At 65.1% G+C, this 20,158-nt stretch carries 35 protein-coding genes; 30 read left to right on the top strand and 5 right to left on the bottom strand.

All coding sequences use genetic code 11. The features are described 5' to 3' along the window. The 5 genes from QZ332_RS03590 to rimP all read right to left on the bottom strand — a co-directional run. A partial coding sequence (locus tag QZ332_RS03590) for a translation initiation factor IF-2 N-terminal domain-containing protein (RefSeq protein WP_295762424.1) occupies positions 1-1,420 on the bottom strand: 1,420 nt, incomplete at its 3' end. A 142-nt stretch (positions 1,421-1,562) separates the two neighbouring features. Next, entirely contained in the window at positions 1,563-2,321 is a 759-nt protein-coding gene (locus QZ332_RS03595) for a 50S ribosomal protein L7 (RefSeq protein ID WP_295762427.1), read from the bottom strand. After that, complete coding sequence (locus tag QZ332_RS03600; RefSeq protein ID WP_295762429.1) at positions 2,318-2,590, bottom strand: RNase P modulator RnpM; 273 nt, start codon at positions 2,588-2,590, stop codon at positions 2,318-2,320. Before QZ332_RS03600 ends, QZ332_RS03595 begins: the two co-directional genes overlap by 4 nt. Positions 2,591-2,629: 39 nt before the next feature. Then, positions 2,630-3,907, bottom strand: coding sequence for a transcription termination factor NusA (gene nusA / locus QZ332_RS03605; RefSeq protein WP_295762432.1), 1,278 nt, complete (start codon positions 3,905-3,907; stop codon positions 2,630-2,632). A 245-nt stretch (positions 3,908-4,152) separates the two neighbouring features. After that, entirely contained in the window at positions 4,153-4,614 is a 462-nt protein-coding gene (gene rimP / locus QZ332_RS03610) for a ribosome maturation factor RimP (RefSeq protein ID WP_295762436.1), read from the bottom strand. A 562-nt stretch (positions 4,615-5,176) separates the two neighbouring features. On the opposite strand from rimP, the gene rpsJ reads away from it, so the two are divergent. The 30 genes from rpsJ (at position 5,177) to rpsD (ending at position 20,095) form a co-directional block, all read left to right on the top strand. Further along, complete coding sequence (gene rpsJ / locus QZ332_RS03615) at positions 5,177-5,488, top strand: 30S ribosomal protein S10 (protein ID WP_295762439.1); 312 nt, start codon at positions 5,177-5,179, stop codon at positions 5,486-5,488. Between the two features lie 232 nt (positions 5,489-5,720). Beyond that, a complete protein-coding gene (rplC, locus tag QZ332_RS03620; protein WP_295762442.1) occupies positions 5,721-6,440 on the top strand; it encodes a 50S ribosomal protein L3 in 720 nt (239 codons plus the stop codon). An 18-nt stretch (positions 6,441-6,458) separates the two neighbouring features. After that, on the top strand, positions 6,459-7,082 hold the full coding sequence (rplD, locus tag QZ332_RS03625) for a 50S ribosomal protein L4 (RefSeq protein ID WP_295762444.1): 624 nt from the start codon (positions 6,459-6,461) through the stop codon (positions 7,080-7,082). Beyond that, positions 7,082-7,378 (top strand): 50S ribosomal protein L23, encoded by a 297-nt coding sequence (gene rplW / locus QZ332_RS03630; RefSeq protein ID WP_295762447.1) that lies wholly within the window; start codon positions 7,082-7,084, stop codon positions 7,376-7,378. Before rplD ends, rplW begins: the two co-directional genes overlap by 1 nt. A 25-nt stretch (positions 7,379-7,403) precedes the next feature. Beyond that, positions 7,404-8,240, top strand: coding sequence for a 50S ribosomal protein L2 (gene rplB, locus QZ332_RS03635; protein ID WP_295762450.1), 837 nt, complete (start codon positions 7,404-7,406; stop codon positions 8,238-8,240). Positions 8,241-8,256: 16 nt separating this feature from the next. Continuing rightward, positions 8,257-8,517 (top strand): 30S ribosomal protein S19, encoded by a 261-nt coding sequence (gene rpsS / locus QZ332_RS03640; protein ID WP_204790194.1) that lies wholly within the window; start codon positions 8,257-8,259, stop codon positions 8,515-8,517. Between the two features lie 20 nt (positions 8,518-8,537). Further along, the gene (rplV, locus tag QZ332_RS03645) at positions 8,538-8,882 is read left to right on the top strand and encodes a 50S ribosomal protein L22 (protein WP_295734799.1); all 345 of its coding nucleotides are present in this window, start codon (positions 8,538-8,540) and stop codon (positions 8,880-8,882) included. A 21-nt stretch (positions 8,883-8,903) separates the two neighbouring features. Continuing rightward, a complete protein-coding gene (gene rpsC / locus QZ332_RS03650; RefSeq protein WP_295762453.1) occupies positions 8,904-9,824 on the top strand; it encodes a 30S ribosomal protein S3 in 921 nt (306 codons plus the stop codon). Then, on the top strand, positions 9,824-10,246 hold the full coding sequence (rplP, locus tag QZ332_RS03655) for a 50S ribosomal protein L16 (protein ID WP_295762455.1): 423 nt from the start codon (positions 9,824-9,826) through the stop codon (positions 10,244-10,246). Before rpsC ends, rplP begins: the two co-directional genes overlap by 1 nt. A gap of 1 nt (position 10,247) precedes the next feature. Then, a complete protein-coding gene (rpmC, locus tag QZ332_RS03660) occupies positions 10,248-10,457 on the top strand; it encodes a 50S ribosomal protein L29 (protein ID WP_295753049.1) in 210 nt (69 codons plus the stop codon). A 17-nt stretch (positions 10,458-10,474) separates the two neighbouring features. Next, positions 10,475-10,738 carry a 30S ribosomal protein S17 gene (rpsQ, locus tag QZ332_RS03665; RefSeq protein ID WP_295743362.1) on the top strand — a complete coding sequence of 88 codons (264 nt, stop codon included), beginning with the start codon at positions 10,475-10,477 and terminating at the stop codon, positions 10,736-10,738. A 15-nt stretch (positions 10,739-10,753) separates the two neighbouring features. After that, on the top strand, positions 10,754-11,122 hold the full coding sequence (rplN, locus tag QZ332_RS03670) for a 50S ribosomal protein L14 (protein WP_295762458.1): 369 nt from the start codon (positions 10,754-10,756) through the stop codon (positions 11,120-11,122). Between the two features lie 13 nt (positions 11,123-11,135). Further along, positions 11,136-11,489: a 50S ribosomal protein L24 gene (gene rplX / locus QZ332_RS03675; RefSeq protein WP_295762459.1), complete on the top strand. Its 354-nt coding sequence runs from the start codon at positions 11,136-11,138 to the stop codon at positions 11,487-11,489. A 17-nt stretch (positions 11,490-11,506) separates the two neighbouring features. Beyond that, positions 11,507-12,061, top strand: coding sequence for a 50S ribosomal protein L5 (rplE, locus tag QZ332_RS03680; protein ID WP_295762461.1), 555 nt, complete (start codon positions 11,507-11,509; stop codon positions 12,059-12,061). A gap of 14 nt (positions 12,062-12,075) precedes the next feature. Beyond that, positions 12,076-12,261, top strand: coding sequence for a type Z 30S ribosomal protein S14 (locus tag QZ332_RS03685; RefSeq protein ID WP_295753042.1), 186 nt, complete (start codon positions 12,076-12,078; stop codon positions 12,259-12,261). Between the two features lie 378 nt (positions 12,262-12,639). After that, the gene (gene rpsH / locus QZ332_RS03690; protein WP_295753040.1) at positions 12,640-13,038 is read left to right on the top strand and encodes a 30S ribosomal protein S8; all 399 of its coding nucleotides are present in this window, start codon (positions 12,640-12,642) and stop codon (positions 13,036-13,038) included. Between the two features lie 15 nt (positions 13,039-13,053). Further along, a complete protein-coding gene (gene rplF / locus QZ332_RS03695) occupies positions 13,054-13,599 on the top strand; it encodes a 50S ribosomal protein L6 (protein WP_295762463.1) in 546 nt (181 codons plus the stop codon). 14 nt (positions 13,600-13,613) lie between these two features. After that, positions 13,614-13,973 carry a 50S ribosomal protein L18 gene (gene rplR / locus QZ332_RS03700; RefSeq protein ID WP_295762464.1) on the top strand — a complete coding sequence of 120 codons (360 nt, stop codon included), beginning with the start codon at positions 13,614-13,616 and terminating at the stop codon, positions 13,971-13,973. 18 nt (positions 13,974-13,991) lie between these two features. Next, complete coding sequence (gene rpsE, locus QZ332_RS03705; RefSeq protein ID WP_295762466.1) at positions 13,992-14,492, top strand: 30S ribosomal protein S5; 501 nt, start codon at positions 13,992-13,994, stop codon at positions 14,490-14,492. A gap of 13 nt (positions 14,493-14,505) precedes the next feature. Next, positions 14,506-14,688: a 50S ribosomal protein L30 gene (rpmD, locus tag QZ332_RS03710; RefSeq protein ID WP_204790843.1), complete on the top strand. Its 183-nt coding sequence runs from the start codon at positions 14,506-14,508 to the stop codon at positions 14,686-14,688. A 14-nt stretch (positions 14,689-14,702) separates the two neighbouring features. Continuing rightward, a complete protein-coding gene (gene rplO / locus QZ332_RS03715; protein ID WP_295762468.1) occupies positions 14,703-15,143 on the top strand; it encodes a 50S ribosomal protein L15 in 441 nt (146 codons plus the stop codon). Between the two features lies 1 nt (position 15,144). Next, entirely contained in the window at positions 15,145-16,521 is a 1,377-nt protein-coding gene (gene secY, locus QZ332_RS03720; protein ID WP_295762470.1) for a preprotein translocase subunit SecY, read from the top strand. 72 nt (positions 16,522-16,593) lie between these two features. Next, a complete protein-coding gene (locus QZ332_RS03725; RefSeq protein ID WP_295762472.1) occupies positions 16,594-17,226 on the top strand; it encodes an adenylate kinase in 633 nt (210 codons plus the stop codon). Positions 17,227-17,230: 4 nt separating this feature from the next. Then, a complete protein-coding gene (gene map / locus QZ332_RS03730) occupies positions 17,231-17,983 on the top strand; it encodes a type I methionyl aminopeptidase (protein WP_295762474.1) in 753 nt (250 codons plus the stop codon). Positions 17,984-18,003: 20 nt separating this feature from the next. After that, complete coding sequence (locus QZ332_RS03735; RefSeq protein WP_295762476.1) at positions 18,004-18,288, top strand: KOW domain-containing RNA-binding protein; 285 nt, start codon at positions 18,004-18,006, stop codon at positions 18,286-18,288. 3 nt (positions 18,289-18,291) lie between these two features. Beyond that, positions 18,292-18,510 (top strand): translation initiation factor IF-1, encoded by a 219-nt coding sequence (gene infA, locus QZ332_RS03740; RefSeq protein WP_295734746.1) that lies wholly within the window; start codon positions 18,292-18,294, stop codon positions 18,508-18,510. 30 nt (positions 18,511-18,540) lie between these two features. Further along, positions 18,541-18,654 carry a 50S ribosomal protein L36 gene (gene rpmJ / locus QZ332_RS03745; protein ID WP_014116882.1) on the top strand — a complete coding sequence of 38 codons (114 nt, stop codon included), beginning with the start codon at positions 18,541-18,543 and terminating at the stop codon, positions 18,652-18,654. Positions 18,655-18,682: 28 nt separating this feature from the next. Next, entirely contained in the window at positions 18,683-19,048 is a 366-nt protein-coding gene (rpsM, locus tag QZ332_RS03750; protein WP_295762478.1) for a 30S ribosomal protein S13, read from the top strand. A 15-nt stretch (positions 19,049-19,063) separates the two neighbouring features. Continuing rightward, complete coding sequence (gene rpsK, locus QZ332_RS03755; RefSeq protein WP_295753017.1) at positions 19,064-19,468, top strand: 30S ribosomal protein S11; 405 nt, start codon at positions 19,064-19,066, stop codon at positions 19,466-19,468. A gap of 24 nt (positions 19,469-19,492) precedes the next feature. Next, on the top strand, positions 19,493-20,095 hold the full coding sequence (rpsD, locus tag QZ332_RS03760; RefSeq protein WP_295762480.1) for a 30S ribosomal protein S4: 603 nt from the start codon (positions 19,493-19,495) through the stop codon (positions 20,093-20,095). Positions 20,096-20,158 lie beyond the last annotated feature (63 nt).

Consider the following 20,158-nt stretch of genomic DNA (forward strand, 5'->3'; position numbering starts at 1 on the left):
CGATGCCGATGTTCTTCTTGGCGGAGACCTTGCAGCAGATGGTCTCGCCGCCCCAGTCCTCGGGGACCAGGCCGTGCTCGGTCAGCTGCTGCATGACCCGGTCGGGGTTGGCGTTCTCCTTGTCGATCTTGTTGATCGCCACCACGATGGGGATGTTCGCCGCCTTGGCGTGGCTGATGGATTCGATGGTCTGGGGCATGATGCCGTCGTCCGCCGCCACCATCAGGATGGCGATGTCCGTGACCATGGCGCCCCGGGCGCGCATGGAGGTGAACGCCTCGTGGCCCGGGGTGTCCAGGAAGGTGATGGGCTTGCCGTTGACCTGGACCTGGTAGGCGCCGATGTGCTGGGTGATGCCGCCCGCCTCGCCGGAGGCCACGGAGGTGTTCCGGATGGTGTCCAGCAGGGAGGTCTTGCCGTGGTCGACGTGGCCCATGACCACGACGACGGGGGCGCGGGGGACCAGGTCCTCCGCCTTGTCCTCGGAGACGTCGATCAGACGCTCCTCGATGGTGACGACGACTTCCTTCTCCACCTTGCAGCCCATCTCCTCGGCGATGAAGGAGGCGGTGTCGAAGTCGATCATCTGGGGCAGGGAGGCCATGATGCCGTTCTTCATCAGCATCTTGACCACTTCCGCGCCGGTCTTCTTCATCCGGCTGGCCAGTTCGCCCACGCTGATCTCATCGGGGATGGAGACCTTGACGGGGGCCTTCTTGGCGATCTCCAGCTGGAGGCGGCGCATCTTCTCCGCCTCGTCCTGGCGGCGCTTGCTGGAGAAGGAGGGGCCGCCCCGGCGCTGCTGGTTGGAGCGGACCTTCTCCCGGCCGCTGCGCTGCTGGCGCTGCATCCGTTCGCCCTGTTGTCCGCCCAGGGTCTCCAGGCGCTCGTCGTACTTGGCCAGGTTCACGTCGCCGCCCTTCCGGGTGTCCACGATCTTCTTCTGGGGGACCCGGCTGGCGGGCTTCTGGACGGGCTGGGCGCTCTGCCCGGCGCCCTGTCCCGGCTGTCCGGGGCGGGCCTGGGGCTGTCCGGCGGGCCGCTGCTGGCCCTGGGGCTGGGCGGGGCGCTGGCCCGGCTGGGCGGGCCTGCCCGGGGCGCCCTGCGCCGCTTTTTGAGGAGCGGCCTTTTGGGCGGGGGCCGCCTTCTGTGCGGGGGCCGGCGGCTGGGCCGCGGGCTTCTTCTCCTCGGCCGGGGCGGGCTTCGCCTCCTGATAGGTCTCGCGGAAGATGACCTGGATGTCGGAGACGGGATGGTCCTGGGTCAGCCGGTCGAAGAGGATGGAGAGCTCCCGGTCCGTCAGGACCTGCATGTGGTTCTTCGGAGCCGAGCCGTACTTGGTCAGGATCTCGGTGATGGTCTTGGTGGGGAGGCCGAAGTCCTTCGCCACTTCATGGACTCTGTATTTTTCGATAGCCAATAGAATACACCTCGTTCTGTTCCTCTCCGTAAGCCCGTTTGAAAACCGGCGGGGGCCCGCCGGCTTTCAGACGGACTCGGGAGCGGAGAAATTTTTATAGTATAAAGAGGGCTGGCGGGGCCCGGTCGTCCGCGGGGGCACCTCAATGCCTCCCGCCGCCGGGGCCCCTGCCGCCTCCGCCGGAGCGGGGCTTGGGCCCGGGCCGTCCGCTCTGCCGAGGGGGGCGGCCCCCTCCGGAGGGCCCGCCCTTGCGGGGACGCGCGGGCTTGCCGCCGTGGGGACGGTCCTCTCCGGGCCTGCCGCCGTATGGACGGCCCTTCCCGGGGGGACGGCGGTCCCGCTCTGCGTCCCGGGGACGGTCCTGCCGCCCCCGGCCTCCCGGGCGGCGGTCCGGGCCGCGCCCGTCTCCCGGAGCGGGGGGATGTCCCCGTCCCTGGGGCCCGCCCTCCCGGCGGGGCCTGGGGGGACGGCGGTCTCCCGGCTTGGGGGGCGCGTCCTTCTTCGGGGGGTCCCGGCGGGGGGCCGACCGGCGCTCCTTGGCCCGGCGGCGCTTCAGATCCATCCGGGCGGCGGCCTCGGCGTAGCGCGCCGGGTCCTGCGCGGCCAGCCGCTCCGTCACGGCGGCGGCCAGCCCCAGGTCCGTCAGGGCCGCGATGGCGGCGCTCCCCCGGCCCAGGGCCCCGCCCAGCTCCGCCTTGGAGAAGGGGAGGACCAGCCAGAGGCAGTGGCCCTCCTGGGCCAGGTGCTCCGCCCGGCGGAGGGTGTTCCCCGCCGCGTCGGAGGCCGCCAGCAGCAGCCGCGCCTGTCCGGACTTGGCCGCCAGGGCCGCGGGCTCCTCGCCCACGGCCAGCCTCCCGCCCCGGAGCGCCAGCCCCAGGAGGGAGAGGATGTTGCTGTTCATACCGCGCCTCCCAGCTCCGCCTCCATGGCGTCGTAGACCTCCGGAGGGATGGGAGCCTCGAAGGCCCGTTCCAGGGCCCGGGACTTCCGGGCCTTTTTCAGGCAGGCCACGTCCCGGCAGACGTAAGCGCCCCGTCCGGGCTTCTTGCCGCTGAAATCCAGGCTCACGTCCCCCTCCGGGGAGCGGACCACCCGCAGCAGGATCTTCTTATCCCGCATCTCCCGGCAGCCCACGCACTGGCGCTGGGGGATCTTCTTGACTTTGGGCATTTGGGACACCTCGCTCTCAAAACGGCTCCCGCCGCTGTCTCATGCCTCGGGGAGCTCCGGCTCCGCCGGGGCGTCCGCGGTCTCTCCCGCGGGCTCTTCGGCGGCCCCGGCCGCCTCCTCGGCAGGCTCTTCGACGGCCTCTTCAGCCGCCTCCTCAGCCGCCTCTCCGGCGGGACCGGCCTCGGGGGCCGGCCGGCCGAAGGGATCCTCGTCCTCCTCGGGCTGGTAGCTCTGGGGCTTGATGTCGATCTTATATCCCGTCAGCCGGGCGGCGAGGCGGGCGTTCTGGCCCTCCTTGCCGATGGCCAGGGAGAGCTGGTCGTCGGGGACGACGACGCGGCAGGCCTTGCCCTCGTCCGCCATCCACACGTCCACCACATCGGCGGGGGCCAGGGCGGCGGCGATGAACGCGGCGGGGTCCTCGCTCCACTTGATGATGTCGATCTTCTCGCCCCGGAGCTCGTCGACGATGGCGGCGACCCGCTGGCCCCTGGGGCCCACGCAGGCGCCGATGGGATCCACGCCCTCCTCCTGGGACCAGACGGCCATCTTGGTGCGGCTCCCGGCCTCCCGGGCGATGGACTTCACCTCCACGGAGCCGTCGAAGATCTCGGGGACCTCCAGCTCGAACAGGCGCTTCACGAGGCCCGGATGGGTCCGGGAGATCAGCACCTGGGGCCCTCTCGTGGAATGGCGCACGTCCACCACGTAGACCTTGATGTGCATCCCCTCCTCCAGGGGCTCGCCGGGGACCTGCTCCCCCGCCAGCAGCAGCGCCTCAGTGGACTCCGCGCCGGTGCCGATGCGCAGGGAGGCCCCGCCGTTCCGGGGGTCGATGCGGGTGACCACGCCGGTGAGGATCTCGTGCTGCTTGGAATTGAACTCGTCGTAGACCTTGCCCCGCTCGGCCTCCCGGAGGCCCTGGATGATGACCTGCTTGCCGTTGCCCGCGGCGATGCGGCCGAACTCCATCTTGTCCACGGGGATGCTCACCACGTCGCCGACCTGATACCGGGCGGAGATGGCGTGGGCCTCCGCCAGGGACATCTCGTTGAAGGGGTCCACGTAGTCCTCTTCGTCCACCACGGTCTTGCGGATGAACATGCGCAGTTCCTTATGCTCCTCGTCCGCCACGACGACGATGTTCTCTTCCTCCACGTCTTTGTGGTCCCGCTGGTAGGCGGTGGTGATGGCCTTGACGACCTTCTCCAGCATGGCCTCCTTGGGGATGCCGCGTTCCTGTTCCAGCAGTTCCAGGGCGGCGAAGATCTCACCGGGGTTCATGCCGGCGGGTTCCTTCTGTTTCTTGCCTCTCATCTTTGGCGAGCCTCCTTATCACTCGGATACATATTCAAATATTCATTCGATATCGATCGATCGGCGGTCTCCCCGCGCCCCGCGGGCGATGCCGGGCGGAGCGGATGCCGCGGGACCGGACGGACGGGAGCGCCCCGATCCGGCCCGGACAGCCGGGGAGGCCGCGGCCCTGCTCGAAGGGGGCGCGGTGCGGGGACGGCATCCCCTGGGGAGGATGCGCGCGGCGCCGTGAGGGCCCCTATCGTTCAAAACTCCACCCGCAGGCGGACCAGGGCCACGTCCTTCTTCTCGAAGGTGCGCGCGCCCCCTCCGTCCTCCACGGTGACGGCCCCGGTCTCCGGGTCGTAGGCGGCGAGGACGCCGGGGATCTCCTTCTGCCCGTCCAGGCTGCGGTAGAGCTTGACCAGCACGGGGCTGCCCATGAAGCGGGCGAAGTCGCCGGGCCGCTTCAGCGCCCGCTCCGCCCCGGCGGAGCCCACCTCCAGGGTGTAGCTCCCCTCGATGGGGTCGGCCTCGTCCAGCAGGTCCGAGAGCTTGTGGGACACGGCCTCGCAGTCCAGGATGTCCACGCCGCCCTCTTTGTCCAGCAGGACGCGGAGGTACCAGGCGCCGCCCTCCTTGACGTATTCCACGTCCCAGAGGGTGCAGCCCGCCTCGGCGATGGCGGGGGCCGCCAGCTCGGCGGTGAGTTCGGTGATCTTTTTCATGAGCGTGTGATCCTCCAGAAGATTTGAGGGAGGGGGAAGGGCCAATAAGAAAGAGCGGACCGCCGGCCCACTCCGTACCTTATACTTCCATCTTACTCTAATATATGCAATATACCACAGCTCATGAGAAAGCGCAAGCTTTTTCGCAAATTTTTGGCGTCTTGGGGCGCCGGGCCCGGTCCGCGCCGGAGCGGCGGGGCGGAGGGCGGGGGGACCTTGAAAAAAAGCGGTCCCCCGGCAAAATTTCTCTTGACATAGGGCTTGTTTTCCATTATGATGTATGGGCATGCGGCGGAAGGGCTTCCGGACGCCGCGCGACCGCGATGAACCGGGAGATTGCTCGAAAGAGGTAACTTCCGGGGAGTATGTCCGATAATCGGGCGGCTGAGAAAGGTCTGTACGCGCGCGTAGATCGCCGCGCCATGACGGGACTGGCCTGCTTTGCGCCGGTCTTTTTCATGAGCCGGAATGATACGCACGGCAGCGCGGACAGAAAAATTTCTCTCGCCGTACGGAACCGGGGTCACATCTAAAACCGTACGAAATTAGGAGGAACCTGAACATGGCACAGAAAGAAAAGATCCGCATCCGCCTGAAAGCCTACGATCACCAGGTGATCGACCAGAGCGCGGAGAAGATCGTGGAGACCGCCAAGCGCACCGGCGCCGAAGTCTCCGGTCCCATCCCCCTGCCCACCAAGAAGGAGATCGTCACCATCCTGCGCTCCGTCCACAAGCACAAGGACAGCCGGGAGCAGTTCGAGCGCCGCACCCACAAGCGCCTCATCGACATCACCAAGTCCTCCCCCAAGACCGTGGAGGCCCTGATGGCCCTGGAGCTCCCCGCCGGCGTGGAGATCGAGATCAAGCTGTGAGGCACTCCCCCGCCCATCCTGACGCGGAGCAGCCAAGCGCCCGCAGAGGGGAGAGGGGGCGCAGGAGAGCGGGCACGGCCCTCGCCGCGGGCGGGGACAGGGCCTGGCGGACCCTGCGTTGACGATGTTGTACCGCAGTCTGCCGCTGAACGAGGCAGACGGGTCAAGTTGGCCGGGACGGCCCGAGGGCCGGGGCCGGTCAACCAATAACCTTTATTAAGGAGGAACATACATGAAAGCGATCATCGGCAAAAAAGTGGGCATGTCCCAGATTTTTGACGAGAACGGCCATGTGATTCCCGTCACGGTCATCGAGGCGGGCCCCTGCGTGGTCGTGCAGAAGAAGACGGCTGAGAAGGACGGCTATGCAGCCGTGCAGCTGGGCTTCGAGGACGTGGCCGAGCGCAAGCTGACCAAGCCGGAGCTGGGCCACCTGAACAAGGCCGGCGTCGCCCCCAAGCGGCACCTGAAGGAGTTCGACCTGGAGAACGCCGCCGAGCTGAACGTGGGCGACATCCTCAAGGCCGACACCTTTGCCGCCGGGGACTTCGTCGACGTCACCGGCACCAGCAAGGGCCACGGTTTCGAGGGCGTCGTGAAGCGCCACGGCGCGGCCGTGAAGCGCAACACCCACGGCGGCGGCCCCGTCCACCGGCACCAGGGCTCCCTGGGCGCGGGCACGACCCCGGGCCACATCGCCAAGGGCCGCGACGGCGCGGGCCACATGGGCGTGGACCAGGTCACCGTCCAGAACCTCTCCGTCGTCAAGGTCGACCCCGAGCTGAACATGCTGGTCGTCTGCGGCGCGGTGCCCGGCCCCAAGGGCGGGCTCGTGACCATCAAGTCCACCGTCAAGGTCCACAAGGTCAAGCAGGCCGGTGCGGACATCAGCAAGAACCCGCAGAAGGCTTCCGGCCGCAACCCGCAGAAGGCCTCCGCCAGAAGCAAGTGAGAAAGGGGTGCTGAATAAATGTCTACTGTGAAAGTTTTGAACATGGCCGGCGCGGAAGTCGGCACTGTGGAACTCAGCGACGCGGTCTTCGGCATCGAGCCCAATGAGTCCGCCGTCCATGAGGTCGTGAAGAACCACCTCGCCAACTGCCGCCAGGGCACCCAGAGCGCCCTGACCCGGGCCGAGGTCTCCGGCGGCGGCCGGAAGCCCTGGCGCCAGAAGGGCACCGGCCACGCCCGCCAGGGCAGCACCCGGGCCCCCCAGTGGACCCACGGCGGCATCGTCTTCGCGCCGAAGCCCCGGAGCTACCGCTATGTGCTGAACAAGAAGGTCCGCCGCCTGGCGCTGAAGTCCGTCCTCTCCGCCAAGGCCGCCGACGGCCAGCTGGTGGTCATCGACTCCATCAAGCAGGATGCGATCAAGACCGCCGATTTCCGCAAGTTCCTGGACGCGGTCAAGGTCGACGGCAAGGCCGTGGTGGTCACCCCCGCCGTGGACGAGACGATCGTCAAGAGCGCCCGGAACCTTCCCGGCGTGCTGACCACCCCCGCGACGCATCTGAACGTTTACGACCTCGTGAACGCCCAGTACCTGGTGGTGGATCGGGACGCCCTCGCCAAGATCGAGGAGGTGTACGCGTAATGGCTACCGCATATGACATCATCATCCGCCCCATCATCACGGAGCGGTCCATGGCCGGAGCCGCCGACAAGAAGTACGTCTTCGAGGTGGCCAAGGATGCCGGCAAGATCGAGATCAAGAAGGCCGTCGAGGAGATCTTCGGCGTGAAGGTCGCCGCGGTCAACACCCTGACGGTGCCCGGCAAGGAGAAGCGCATGGGCGCCGGCCGTCCCGGCATGACGAAGACCTGGAAGAAGGCTTACGTCCAGCTGGCCCCCGATTCCAAGACCATCGAGTTCTTCGAAGGCATGGTCTGATCAAACGGAAGGAGAGTAAAGACAGATGTCTATCAAAACCTTTAAGCCGACGACTCCCTCCCGTCGTCAGATGACGGTGTCCGGATTCGACGGCATCGACAAGAAGGCCAAGCCCGAGCCCAAGCTCACCGAGACCCTGAAGAAGAGCGCCGGCCGGAACAGCTATGGCCGCATCACCGTCCGCCACCGCGGCGGCGGCAACAAGCGCAAGTACCGCGTGATCGACTTCAAGCGGGACAAACACGACATGTTCGCCACTGTGCTCCGCCTGGAGTACGACCCCAACCGCTCCGCCAACATCGCGCTCCTCGAATACGAGGACGGCGAGCGCCGCTATATCCTGGCCCCCGTGGGCCTGAAGGCGGGCGACAAGGTGGAGTCCGGCGCGGGCGCCGACATCAAGGAGGGCAACGCCCTCCCCCTGGCCAACATCCCCGTGGGCACCATGATCCACAACATCGAGCTGCATCCCGGCAACGGCGCCCAGCTGGTGCGCTCCGCCGGCACCGCCGCCCAGCTGATGGCCAAGGAGGGCCAGGACGCCCAGATCCGCATGCCCTCCGGCGAGGTCCGCATCGTGCGGGTCAACTGCATGGCCACCGTCGGGCAGGTGGGCAACATCGACCACGCCAACATCAACATCGGCAAGGCGGGCCGCAAGCGCCACATGGGCTGGCGTCCCACCGTCCGCGGCTCGGTCATGAACCCCAACGACCACCCCCACGGCGGCGGCGAGGGCCGCGCGCCCGTCGGCCGTCCCGGGCCCGTGACCCCCTGGGGCAAGCCGGCCCTGGGCTACAAGACCCGGAAGAAGAAGAACCCCACCAGCAAGTTCATCGTCAAGCGCCGCAACGAGAAGTAAGGGAGGCAGATGAAATATGAGCAGATCCATCAAAAAAGGCCCGTATGTCGCCCCGGAGCTTCTGAAGCGGGTCGAGGAAATGAACGCGAAGAACGAGAAGAAGGTCCTGAAGACCTGGAGCCGCAGCTCCACCATCTTCCCCTCCTTCGTGGGACACACCATCGCCGTCCATGATGGCCGCAAGCACGTGCCCGTGTATGTCCAGGAGGACATGGTGGGCCACAAGCTGGGCGAGTTCGCGCCCACCCGCACCTTCCGCGGCCACCGGAAGGACTGAGTTGAAGGAGGATGCAGAACATGGAAAATAAAGTTGCGAAGGCCTATCTGCGCTACGTCCGCATCGCCCCCCGGAAGGTCCAGATCGTCTGCGACCTGATCCGCGGGAAGGACGCGGGCAGCGCCATGGCCATCCTGATGCAGACCCCCAAAGCTGCCTCCGAACCCCTGCAGAAGCTGCTGAAGAGCGCCGTTGCCAACGCCGAGAACAACTTCGGCATGGACCCCGCGAAGCTGGTGGTGTCCGAGGTGTACGCCACCCCCGGCCCCATCCTCAAGCGGATGATGCCCCGGGCCCAGGGCCGCGCCTACCGTATCAACAAGCGCACTTCTCACGTCACCCTGGCTGTGGCGGAAAAGGCATAAGAGAGGGAGGAGAACCGTTTTATGGGACAGAAAGTCAATCCCCACGGCCTGCGCGTGGGCGTCATCAAAGACTGGGATTCCCGCTGGTATGCCAGTGACGAGAAGGTCGGCGACCTGATCGTGGAAGACCAGAAGATCCGCAAGTACCTGAAAAAGGCCCTCTACGGCGCCGGCGTGCCCAAGATCGAGATCGAGCGCAGCGGCGATGTGGTGACGGTGTTCCTGCACTGCGCCCGGCCCGGCATGGTCATCGGCAAGGGCGGCGAGCAGATCGAGCAGTACCGCCTGGCCGTGGAGAAGCTGGTGGGCAAGAAGGTCCGCCTGAACATCGTCGAGGTCCGCAACCCCGACATGAACGCCCAGCTGGTGGCGGAGAACATCGCGGCGCAGCTGGAGAAGCGCATCTCCCACCGCCGCGCCATGAAGAACGCCATGGCCCGCGCCATGCGCGCCGGGGCCAAGGGCATCAAGACCTGCTGCTCCGGCCGCCTGGGCGGACGCGAGATCGCGGGCGTCGAGCACTATCACGAGGGGACCATCCCCCTGCAGACCATCCGCGCCGACATCGAGTACGGATTCGCGGAGGCCGCCACCACCTTCGGCCGCATCGGCGTGAAGGTGTGGATCTACAAGGGCGAGGTGCTGAGCCAGACCCTGCGCACCACTCCCCGCACCATGGACACCTCCAAGCCTTATCAGGAGCGCCGGGAGCGTCGTCCCCGCCGTGACGGCGACCGCCGCGGCGGCTTCAACCGGGATCGTCAGGGCGGCGGGTTCAACCGCGGCCCCGGCGGCGGACGGCCCGGCCAGGGCGGCGGCTTCAACCGCGCCGGCGGCCCCCGTCCCCAGGGCGGGTTCAACCGCGCCCCTGCCCGTCCCGCTCCCGCGGCGCCTGCCGCGCCTGCCGCTCCCGCGGCGCCCAAGGAAGGAGGAAGCAACTGATGCTGATGCCGAAAAGAGTCAAGTACCGCCGGGTGCACCGGGGCCGCATGACCGGCAAGGCCACCCGCGGCAACACCCTGGCCTACGGCGAGTATGGCCTCGTGGCTGCCGAGCCCGCCTGGATCACCAGCAACCAGATCGAGGCGGCCCGTATCGCCATGACCCGCTACACCAAGCGCGGCGGCCAGGTCTGGATCAAGATTTTCCCCGACAAGCCCGTGACCAAGAAGCCCGCCGAGACCCGCATGGGCTCCGGCAAGGGCTCCCCCGAGTTCTGGGTCGCCGTCGTGAAGCCCGGCCGTGTCATGTTCGAGATCGCCGGCGTGTCTGAAGAAGTTGCCCGCGAGGCCCTGCGTCTTGCCAGCCACAAGCTGCCCATCAAGACCAAGGTCATCGCCCGCGCCGAGGAAGCAGGTGAGTAAGATGAAGGCAAGTGAGATCCGCGATATCCGCAAGATGACGCCCGAGCAGCTGAACGAGAAGCTGACGGGCCTGAAGAAGGACCTGTTCTTCCTTCGCATGCAGCACGCCACCAACCAGCTGGACAATCCCGTGAAGATCCGGGAGACCAAGCATGACATTGCCCGAGTCAAGACCGTGCTCCGGGAGCTCTCCGCTTCCGGCAAGCAGTGAGAAGGAGGTAAGGAAACATGGACGAGAAGAGAACTTCCTCCCGCAAGACCCGGGTCGGCAAGGTGGTCTCCGACAAGATGGACAAGACCGTCGTGGTCGCCATCGAGGACCGGGTGGCCCACCCCCTGTACAAGAAGATCGTCGGCCGCACCTATAAGCTGAAGGCCCATGACGAGCAGAACGCCTGCGGCATCGGCGACAAGGTGAAAGTGATGGAGACCCGCCCCCTGTCCAAGGACAAGCGCTGGCGCGTGGTCGAGATCATCGAGAAAGCGAAGTAAAGGAGGCGTCGAGTTATGATCCAGCAGGAAACCTTTCTGAAGGTCGCCGACAATACCGGCGCCAAGGAGATCAAGTGCATCCGCGTCCTGGGCGGTTCCAAGCGCAAGTACGGCAACATCGGCGACGTGATCGTGGCCTCCGTCCGCAAGTCCGCCCCCGGCGGCACCGTGAAGAAGGGCGAGGTGGTCAAGGCCGTCATCGTCCGCTCCGCCAAGGGCATCCGCCGGGGCGACGGCACCTACGTCCGCTTCGACGACAACGCCGCCGTCCTCATCAAGGACGACAAGAACCCCAGAGGCACCCGTATCTTTGGGCCTGTGGCCCGGGAGCTGCGCGACAAGGACTACATGAAGATCCTGTCCCTGGCCCCCGAAGTGATTTGAGGAGGGCGAAGACATGTCTATGAATATCAAAAAGGGCGACACGGTCGTCCGGCTCTCCGGCGACGGCGGTAAGGACAAGGACCTGAGCACCCACCAGGGCAAGGTCATTGCCACCCTGCCGAAGGAGGACAAAGTGGTGGTCGAGGGCATGAACCTGGTGACCTGCCACATCAAGCCCCGCCGTCAGGGCGAGGAGGGCGGCATCGTGAAGCGGGAAGCCGCCATCGCCGCCTGCAAGGTCCAGGTCGTCTGCCCCAAGTGCGGCAAGCCCACCCGGGTCGCCCACAAAGTGGAGAAGAGGACCGTGGCCGGCAAAGAGAAGAACGTCAGCGTCCGCATCTGCAAGAAGTGCGGCGCCGAGCTGTAAGGGAGGAAGAGTGGAACATGGCTGACAAGAAGGTGCCCAACCTCAAGGCGAAGTACACGGCCGAGGTCGCTCCCGCCCTGATGAAGCAGTTCGGCTATAAGAGCGTCATGCAGATCCCCAAGATCGACAAGGTGGTCGTGAACGTGGGCTGCGGCGAGGCCAAGGAGAACGCCAAGATCCTGGACAACGTGGTCCGGGACCTGGCCCAGATCACCGGGCAGAAGCCCATCATCACCCGTTCCCGGAAGAACATCGCCAACTTCAAGCTCCGTGAGAACATGCCCATCGGCGCGAAGGTCACCCTCCGCGGCGAGAAGATGTGGGAGTTCCTGGACCGCCTGTTCAACGTGGCCCTGCCCCGCGTCCGCGACTTCCAGGGCATCAGCCCCAACGCGTTCGACGGCCGGGGCAACTACGCCCTGGGCATCCGGGAGCAGCTGATCTTCCCCGAGATCGAGTATGACAAGATCGACAAGATCCGGGGCATGGACGTGGTCATCTGCACCACCGCGCACACCGACGAAGAGGCCCGCGCCCTGCTCACCCAGGTCGGCGCGCCCTTCGCCCGCTAAGGAGGGAGAGGACTATGGCTAAGAAATCCATGATCTTGAAGCAGCAGCGCCCCGCGAAGTATTCCAGCCGGAAGTACAACCGCTGCAAGCTCTGCGGCCGTCCCCACGCCTATCTCCGGGACTACGGCGTGTGCCGTATCTGCTTCCGGGAGCTGGCGTACAAGGGCGAGATCCCCGGCGTCCGCAAGGCCTCCTTCTGAGCCGAGGCGTCGCAAAGTCCGCTTAGCTCCGTTCCCGCCGCCGGCCTGCGGCCTCTGGCGAGAACTGCGCACGCTCCCTTGCTCCGCCTCCCTTCAAGGGGGAGCAGGCTCCCCCTTGAGCAGCCCCCTCCCCTGCGGGGGACGAGGGACGGGGGACGGGAGTTTGGGACGGTGAAATCCTGTTATCGCCGCTCCGGCCTGGACGAGTGCCGGGCCCCGGAGCGTGATAAAGCTCTTTTTGCTGCTTTTCCTCTCGAGAAAAAGCAGAGACAGACGGCGAAAGGTCATGGCCAATCGGGGCCTGGCTCCAATTGGTCATGATACCTCGCTGCTGAAGCGGCCCAAGACCGCAACTCTAAAATAGGAGGAACCATCACCATGCATATCACAGATCCAGTCGCGGATATGCTCACCCGCATCCGCAACGCCGTCAGCGCCAAGCACGACACCGTGGACGTCCCCGCTTCCAACATGAAGAAGAGCATCGCTCAGATCCTGCTGGACGAGGGCTATATCAAGAACTTCCAGGTCGTGGACGACGGCACACAGGGCAAGATCCATATCACCCTGAAGTACAACGCCGGCAAGGAAAAGGTCATCACCGGCCTGCGCCGCGTCTCCAAGCCGGGCCTCCGGGTCTACGTGGGCGCCGACGAGCTGCCCCGCGTGCTCCGCGGCCTGGGTATCGCTATCATCTCCACGTCCAAGGGCGTCATGACCGACAAGAAGGCCCGCGAGCTCCATGTCGGCGGCGAAGTCCTGGCGTTCGTCTGGTAAGGAGGGTATTGAACAATGTCTAGAATCGGCAGGATGCCCATTACCGTCCCCGCCGGCGTCACCGTCAGCATCGCCGAGGGTAATGTGGTCACTGTGAAGGGACCCAAGGGCGAGCTCACCCGCGCGCTGCGCCCGGAGATGATCATTGAACAGGAAGGCACTACGATCACCGTGAAGCGCCCTTCCGAGGATAAGCTGCACCGCAGCCTCCACGGCCTGACCCGCACGCTCCTGCACAACATGGTCGTCGGCGTCACCGACGGCTACGCCAAGGAGCTGGAAGTCAACGGCGTGGGCTACCGTGTCGCCAAGGAGGGCAATAACCTGGTCATGAACCTGGGCTATTCCCACCAGGTGATCGTTTCTGAGACCGAGGGCATCACCATCGAGGTCCCCGCTCCCAATAAAATCATCATCCGCGGCTGCGACAAAGAGGCCGTCGGCCAGTTCGCCGCCGAAGTCCGCGAGAAGCGTCCTCCCGAGCCTTATAAGGGCAAGGGCATCAAGTACGCCACCGAGACCATCCGCCGCAAGGTCGGTAAGACCGGCGCCAAGAAGTAAGGAGGTGTGTCGAAATGATCAAAAGACCGAATACCAACGCCCAGCGCATCAAGCGCCACAAGAGAGTGCGCTCCAAGATCTCCGGCACCCCTGAGATGCCGCGTCTGAACGTGTTCCGCAGCGAGGCCAACATCTATGCCCAGGTCATCGACGATGTCTCCGGCAAGACCCTGGTCTCCGCTTCCTCCCTGGATAAGGACATCCAGGGCTACGGCGGCAACATCGCCGCCGCCGCCGCCGTGGGCAGGCTCGTCGCCGAGCGGGCCAAGGCCAAGGGTATCGAGACCGTGGTGTTCGACCGCGGCGGCTACCTGTATCACGGCCGCGTGAAGGCTCTGGCCGAGGGCGCCCGCGAGGGCGGCCTGCAGTTCTAAGGAGGGAGGAACGTTCAAATGCCTAGATTCGAGAGAGAGCAGAGCGAGTATATCGAGAAGGTCGTGTACCTGAACCGCGTTTCCAAGACCGTGAAGGGCGGCCGGGTCATGAAGTTCTCCGCCCTGGTCGTCGTGGGCGACGGCAAGGGCAAGGTCGGCTACGGCCTGGGCAAGGCCGCCGAGGTCCCCGAGGCCATCCGCAAGGGCATCGAGGCCGCCAAGAAGAACATGATCACCGTTACTCTGGCGGGCACCACCCTGCCCCACGAGACCATCGGTGAGGCCGGCGCGGGCCGCGTGCTGATGAAGCCCGCCGCCCCCGGTACCGGCGTCATCGCCGGCGGCGCGGTCCGTGCCGTCGTGGAGGCCGCGGGCATCAAGGACATCCGTGCCAAGAGCCTCCGGTCCAACAACCCCAACAACGTCGTCGCCGCCGCCTTCCAGGGCCTGAAGAACATGCGTGGCCCCGAGGAGGTCGCCCGTATCCGCGGGAAGAGCGTCGAAGACATCGTGGGTTAAGGAGGCGCAAAACATGGCAAACTTAAGGATTGAGCTCGTCAAGAGCCTGAACGGCCGCCTGGAGAAGCAGGTCGCCACCGCGCATTCCCTGGGTCTGCGCAAGATCGGTGACGTCACGGTGCAGCCCGACAACGATCCCACCCGCGGGAAAGTGGCGAAGATCGGCTATCTGCTGCAGGTCACTGAAGAGAAGTAAGGAGGCACCACATCATGAAATTAAGCGAACTGTCTCCCGCCGCAGGGTCCGTCCGTGAGGCTTACCGCAAGGGCCGGGGCGCCGGTTCCGGCAACGGCAAGACCGGCGGCCGGGGCCACAAGGGCCAGAAGGCCCGCTCCGGCGGTAAGGTCCGCGTCGGGTTCGAGGGCGGCCAGATGCCCCTGGCCCGCCGGGTCCCCAAGCGCGGCTTCAACAACATCTTCGCAAAGCCCCTGGAGGTCATCAACCTCAGCGCCCTGAACGTGTTCAGCGACGGCGATACCGTCACGGCCGAGGCTCTGCTGGACAAGGGCGTGCTTTCCAAGTGCGAGTACGGCTTCAAGGTCCTGGGCAACGGGCAGCTGAAGAAAAAGGTCACTGTCAAGGCTAACGCCTTCTCCGCGTCTGCCAAGGAGGCCATCGAGGCAGCCGGCGGAAAGGCGGAGGTGAAATAACGTGATCCAAACGATTCGCAAAGCCTGGGCCATCCCCGAGCTGAAAAAGAAGATCGTCTTCACGTTGCTGATCCTGCTGATCTTCCGTATCGGCAATGCCATCACCGTCCCCTATATCAACACGGATCTGCTGGAGGCCCAGCTCAACGGCATGGGCGCCACGATCTTAGGGCTCTACAACGTGATGAGCGGCGGCGCCTTCGCCACGGCGACGGTCTTCGCCCTGAGCATCCAGCCTTATATCAACAGCTCCATCATCATCCAGCTGCTCACCGTCGCCATCCCCTATCTGGAGCGGCTGGCGAAGGACGGCGGCGAGGAGGGCCGGAAGAAGATCCAGTCCATCACCCGCTACACCACCGTGGCGATCGCCGTCCTCCAGGCCGTGGGCTACTACTTCATGATGAAGCGGTACGGCATCCTGGCCGCCGGGGCCGACGGCATCTGGCCCGCTCTGGTCATCATCGTGTCCTTCATCGCCGGTTCCTCCTTCGTGATGTGGATGGGCGAGCAGGTCACCGAGTTCGGCGTGGGCAACGGCATCTCCATCATCCTCTTCGCGGGCATCGTCTCCCGCGTCCCCACCATGGTCTCCAACATGATCCAGGGCGTCAGCCGGTGGTCCGCCGTCAACAGCGGCACCATGACGCTGGAGTCCCTGACCCAGTCCGGCTATACCGCCGACCAGGCCCAGCAGGTCCTGGACAGCGCCATGGCCCCCTGGGCGGTGGTCCTGCTGCTGGTGGGCGGCCTGGCCCTGATCGCCTTCATCGTGTTCATCAACGACGCGGAGCGCCGCATCCCCGTGCAGTACGCCAAGCGCCAGGTGGGCCGGAAGATGTACGGCGGCCAGAGCAGCAACCTGCCCATGAAGGTGAGCATGGCCGGCGTCCTGCCCGTCATCTTCGCCCAGAGCATCGCCTCTTTGCCGATCACGATCTGGAGCTTCGTGGGCATCCCCGCCGAGGGCACCATGTCCCGGAGCATCTATGACGCCATCGACACGAAGTCCGTGGTCTATATGGTGGTCTATTTCATCCTGATCATCGGCTTCGCCTATTTCTATTCCAGCATCCAGTTCAACCCCGTGGAGATCGCCAACAACATGAAGAAGCAGGGCGGCTTCATCCCCGGCTTCCGTCCCGGCAAGCCCACGGTGGACTTCATCCGCAAGGTGCTGAACAAGATCACCCTGTTCGGCGCCATCTACCTTGGCATCGTGGCCATCTGCCCGCTGATCGTCGGCAAGATCCTGGGCAACAACTCCGTGGCCATCGGCGGCACCTCCGTCATCATCGTGGTGGGCGTGGCGCTGGAGACGGTCAAGGCCCTGGAATCCCAGATGCTGATGCGTCAGTACAAGGGCTTCCTGGAATAAGAGGAACGAACGACGGCGCTGGGTGGGGCCCCGCGGCCCCGCCCGCGCCCAGGATACAGGAGGTTTTTAGAGATGAAATTGATCCTGTTGGGCGCTCCGGGCGCCGGCAAGGGTACACAGGCCGACATCCTGTGTGAGAAGCTGGATATCCCCACCATCTCCACCGGCAACATCCTCCGTGCCGCCGTGAAGAACGGCACCCCCACCGGCCTGAAGGCGAAAGCCTTCATGGACGCGGGACAGCTGGTGCCCGATGAGGTCATCATCGGCATCATCTCGGAGCGGCTGGCGGAGCCGGACTGCGCGAAGGGCTATATCCTGGACGGCGTGCCCCGCACGATCGCCCAGGCCGAGGCCATCGAGAAGGCCGGGATCGTCTTCGACGCCGTGGTCTCCCTGGAGGTCAGCGACGAGACCATCATGGAGCGCATGAGCGGCCGCCGGGTCTGCCCGGACTGCGGCGCGAGCTACCATGTGGTGGCCGTGCCCCCGAAGGCCGAGGGTGTGTGCGACAAGTGCGGCGGGAAACTGATCCAGCGCAAGGATGATGCCCCCGAGACGGTCAAGTCCCGCCTCGAGGTCTATCATAAGGAGACGGAGCCCCTCAAGGCGTTCTACGCCGAGCGGGGCCTGCTGAAGACGGTGGAGAACCAGCCGACTGTGGAAGCCAATTCCCAGGCGATCCTCCGCGTTTTGGGGAGATGACGGGATGATCACCCTCAGATCCCCCCATGAGATCGAATTGATGCGCCGGAGCGGAAAGATCACCGCGGCTGCCCGTGCCTTGGCAGGGGAAATGGTAAAGCCCGGCGTAACGACCCAAGAGATCGACAACGCGGTGGAGCGGTTCATCCGCAAACAGGGGGCGGTCCCGTCCTTCCTCCATTACAATGGCTTCCCCGCCAGCGTCTGCATCAGCGTCAACGACGAGATCATCCACGGCATCCCCGGCAAACGGGTCCTGCATGAGGGCGATATCGTCAGCATCGATGTGGGCGCGTACATCGGGGGGTTCCATGGAGACTGCGCGGCCACCTTCCCCTGTGGGAAGATCTCTCCGGAGGCCCAGGACCTGATCGACGTGACCAGGCAGAGCTTCTTCGAGGGGATCCGCTTCGCCCGGGAGGGACAGCGTCTTCAGGACATCTCCGCGGCGGTCCAGGCATATGTGGAGTCGCACGGTTATTCCGTGGTCCGGGAATACGTGGGCCACGGCGTGGGAGCCAAGATGCACGAATCGCCGGAGATCCCAAATTTCGGCCGACCCGGCCATGGGCCCCGCCTGCTGCGGGGGATGACCCTGGCCATCGAGCCCATGGTCAACGCAGGCGCCGCCGCCATCACACAGCTGAGCGACGGCTGGACGGTGAAGACCGCGGACGGGAAGTGGGCGGCCCACTATGAAAACACGATCCTGATCACGGATGGCGAGCCGGAGATCCTAACGGCCCCCGCCATTTGACAACAGGTGAGAGAGAACGCATGGATATCGCGAGATCGAACATCGTCCGCTCCAACGCGGGGCGCGACAAGGGCAAGCTCTTCGTCGTCCTGGCTGCGGAAGGGGAGTTCCTCCTGCTGGCGGACGGAAAATCGAGAAAGGTGGAGTCCCCGAAGCGCAAGAAGCGCAGGCATGTGCTCTTTGTGTCGGCGGATGAGACCCGCCTCGCCGAAAAGATCAAGAGCGGGGAGAAGATCACCAACAGTGAGCTTCGCAGGACCCTCGCGGGCTTCCGCGAGGCGATCCGGCCGGACCAGGAGGGATAACGCTTGGCAAAATCCGATATGATCGAAGTGGAAGGTGTTGTGGTGGAGGCCCTGCCCAACACGACGTTCCAGGTTGACATTGGGAATGGACACATGATCCTAGCGCATATTTCCGGGAAACTCAGGATGAATTTCATCCGGATCCTCCCCGGCGACAAGGTCACGGTGGAGATGTCCCCGTACGATCTGACCCGAGGACGGATCACCTGGCGCAGCAAGTGAACGAGAAGCTGAAAGGAATGGTTTGGACCTATGAAAGTTAGACCGTCTGTGAAGCCCATGTGCGAAAAGTGCAAGGTCATCCGCCGCAAAGGCCGCGTCATGGTCATTTGCGAGAACCCCAAGCACAAGCAGAGACAGGGCTGACATTTGAAAGTGGAGGTGCTTTGAAAGTATGGCACGTATTGCCGGTATTGACCTGCCGAAGGATAAACGTATCGAGATCGGCCTCACCTATATCTACGGCATTGGCCGCAAGAGCGCGAAGGACATCCTGGCGAAGTCCGGCGTGGACCCCGACACCCGGGTGAAGGACCTCAGCGACGCCGACGAGCAGAAGCTCCGTGACGCCATCGACGACTACACCGTCGAGGGCGATCTCCGCCGCCAGACCGCGCTGGACATCAAGCGTCTGAGCGAGATCGGCTGCTACCGCGGGATGCGCCACCGCAAGGGACTGCCCGTCCGCGGCCAGCGCAGCAAGACCAACGCCCGCACCCGTAAGGGTCCCAAGAAGACCATCGCCAACAAGAAGAAGTAAGGAGGGAGAAACAATATGGCAGCACAGAAATCCGGCGGCAAGAAAGTCATCCGCCGCCGCCGCGAGCGGAAGAACATCGAGCGTGGTCAGGTCCATATCCGTTCTTCCTTCAACAACACCATGGTGACCGTCACCGACTCCCAGGGCAACGCCATCTCCTGGGCCTCCTCCGGCGGCCTCGGGTTCCGGGGCAGCAAGAAGTCCACCCCCTTCGCGGCCCAGACCGCGGCGGAGACCGCCGCCCGCGCCGCGATGGAGCACGGACTGAAGACCGTGGAAGTGTTCGTCAAGGGCCCCGGCCAGGGCCGCGAGGCCGCCATCCGGGCGCTGCAGGCCGTGGGCCTGGAGGTGACCATGATCAAGGACGTCACCCCCATCCCCCACAACGGCTGCCGTCCGCCGAAGCGCCGCCGCGTCTGATCGAAAGAGGAGGTAAGAAGCAATATGGCAAGGAATATGCAGCCGATCGCCAAGCGCTGCAAGGCTTTGGGCATCTCTCCCGCCGTCATGGGCTATGCCAAGAAGGAGACCAACCGGAACCCCGGCGGCCAGATGCGGAAGAAGAAGAGCGAGTATGGCATCCAGCTGAACGAGAAGCAGAAGGTCAAGTTCATCTACGGCATCCTGGAAAAGCAGTTCCACAGCTATTATGAGGCCGCCGCCGCCGCCCCCGGCAAGACCGGCGACAACCTGCTGATCAATGTGGAGCGCCGTCTGGACAATGTCGTGTACCGCATGGGCTTCGCCATGACCCGCCGCCAGGCCCGCCAGCTGGTGAACCACGCCCATTTCACTGTCAACGGCAAAAAGGTCGACATCCCCTCCTATCAGGTGAAGGCCGGCGACGTCATCGAAGTGGCGGAGAACAGCCGCTCCTCCGAGGTCTTCAAGCGCCTCACCGGACAGGACGCACCCATCTTCCTCCTGCCCGCCTGGCTGGAACGGGAGAAGAACACGCTGAAGGGCACCGTGACCCGCCTTCCCGCCCGTGAGGATATCGATATCCCCGTGGAGGAGCACCTGATCGTTGAGCTGTACTCCAAGTAAGCGGAGGATACCCTCGATAATGGCATATGAAGAGGCGGCGTCCCCCGCCGCCGCGATGAGAAG

The sequence above is a fragment of the uncultured Oscillibacter sp. genome (genome assembly GCF_910584465.1).
Classification (GTDB): Bacteria; Bacillota; Clostridia; order Oscillospirales; family Oscillospiraceae; genus Oscillibacter.

Bases quoted from the DNA above. Each gene is read 5' to 3' on its own strand.
- rpsQ (WP_295743362.1), top strand. From the start codon at position 10,475: ATGGACGAGAAGAGAACTTCCTCCCGCAAGACCCGGGTCGGCAAGGTG.
- rplO (WP_295762468.1), top strand. From the start codon at position 14,703: ATGAAATTAAGCGAACTGTCTCCCGCCGCAGGGTCCGTCCGTGAGGCT.
- QZ332_RS03735 (WP_295762476.1), top strand. From the start codon at position 18,004: ATGGATATCGCGAGATCGAACATCGTCCGCTCCAACGCGGGGCGCGAC.
- rpsJ (WP_295762439.1), top strand. From the start codon at position 5,177: ATGGCACAGAAAGAAAAGATCCGCATCCGCCTGAAAGCCTACGATCAC.
- QZ332_RS03595 (WP_295762427.1), bottom strand. From the start codon at position 2,321: ATGAACAGCAACATCCTCTCCCTCCTGGGGCTGGCGCTCCGGGGCGGG.
- rpsM (WP_295762478.1), top strand. From the start codon at position 18,683: ATGGCACGTATTGCCGGTATTGACCTGCCGAAGGATAAACGTATCGAG.
- rpsS (WP_204790194.1), top strand. From the start codon at position 8,257: ATGAGCAGATCCATCAAAAAAGGCCCGTATGTCGCCCCGGAGCTTCTG.
- QZ332_RS03685 (WP_295753042.1), top strand. From the start codon at position 12,076: ATGGCTAAGAAATCCATGATCTTGAAGCAGCAGCGCCCCGCGAAGTAT.
- rplN (WP_295762458.1), top strand. From the start codon at position 10,754: ATGATCCAGCAGGAAACCTTTCTGAAGGTCGCCGACAATACCGGCGCC.
- rpmD (WP_204790843.1), top strand. From the start codon at position 14,506: ATGGCAAACTTAAGGATTGAGCTCGTCAAGAGCCTGAACGGCCGCCTG.
- rpsH (WP_295753040.1), top strand. From the start codon at position 12,640: ATGCATATCACAGATCCAGTCGCGGATATGCTCACCCGCATCCGCAAC.
- rplP (WP_295762455.1), top strand. From the start codon at position 9,824: ATGCTGATGCCGAAAAGAGTCAAGTACCGCCGGGTGCACCGGGGCCGC.
- QZ332_RS03600 (WP_295762429.1), bottom strand. From the start codon at position 2,590: ATGCCCAAAGTCAAGAAGATCCCCCAGCGCCAGTGCGTGGGCTGCCGG.
- map (WP_295762474.1), top strand. From the start codon at position 17,231: ATGATCACCCTCAGATCCCCCCATGAGATCGAATTGATGCGCCGGAGC.
- rimP (WP_295762436.1), bottom strand. From the start codon at position 4,614: ATGAAAAAGATCACCGAACTCACCGCCGAGCTGGCGGCCCCCGCCATC.
- rplV (WP_295734799.1), top strand. From the start codon at position 8,538: ATGGAAAATAAAGTTGCGAAGGCCTATCTGCGCTACGTCCGCATCGCC.
- rplR (WP_295762464.1), top strand. From the start codon at position 13,614: ATGATCAAAAGACCGAATACCAACGCCCAGCGCATCAAGCGCCACAAG.
- rpsE (WP_295762466.1), top strand. From the start codon at position 13,992: ATGCCTAGATTCGAGAGAGAGCAGAGCGAGTATATCGAGAAGGTCGTG.
- QZ332_RS03725 (WP_295762472.1), top strand. From the start codon at position 16,594: ATGAAATTGATCCTGTTGGGCGCTCCGGGCGCCGGCAAGGGTACACAG.
- rpsC (WP_295762453.1), top strand. From the start codon at position 8,904: ATGGGACAGAAAGTCAATCCCCACGGCCTGCGCGTGGGCGTCATCAAA.
- rpmC (WP_295753049.1), top strand. From the start codon at position 10,248: ATGAAGGCAAGTGAGATCCGCGATATCCGCAAGATGACGCCCGAGCAG.
- rpsK (WP_295753017.1), top strand. From the start codon at position 19,064: ATGGCAGCACAGAAATCCGGCGGCAAGAAAGTCATCCGCCGCCGCCGC.
- rplD (WP_295762444.1), top strand. From the start codon at position 6,459: ATGTCTACTGTGAAAGTTTTGAACATGGCCGGCGCGGAAGTCGGCACT.
- rplX (WP_295762459.1), top strand. From the start codon at position 11,136: ATGTCTATGAATATCAAAAAGGGCGACACGGTCGTCCGGCTCTCCGGC.
- rplB (WP_295762450.1), top strand. From the start codon at position 7,404: ATGTCTATCAAAACCTTTAAGCCGACGACTCCCTCCCGTCGTCAGATG.
- rplE (WP_295762461.1), top strand. From the start codon at position 11,507: ATGGCTGACAAGAAGGTGCCCAACCTCAAGGCGAAGTACACGGCCGAG.
- rpmJ (WP_014116882.1), top strand. From the start codon at position 18,541: ATGAAAGTTAGACCGTCTGTGAAGCCCATGTGCGAAAAGTGCAAGGTC.
- rpsD (WP_295762480.1), top strand. From the start codon at position 19,493: ATGGCAAGGAATATGCAGCCGATCGCCAAGCGCTGCAAGGCTTTGGGC.
- rplW (WP_295762447.1), top strand. From the start codon at position 7,082: ATGGCTACCGCATATGACATCATCATCCGCCCCATCATCACGGAGCGG.
- rplC (WP_295762442.1), top strand. From the start codon at position 5,721: ATGAAAGCGATCATCGGCAAAAAAGTGGGCATGTCCCAGATTTTTGAC.
- nusA (WP_295762432.1), bottom strand. From the start codon at position 3,907: ATGAGAGGCAAGAAACAGAAGGAACCCGCCGGCATGAACCCCGGTGAG.
- rplF (WP_295762463.1), top strand. From the start codon at position 13,054: ATGTCTAGAATCGGCAGGATGCCCATTACCGTCCCCGCCGGCGTCACC.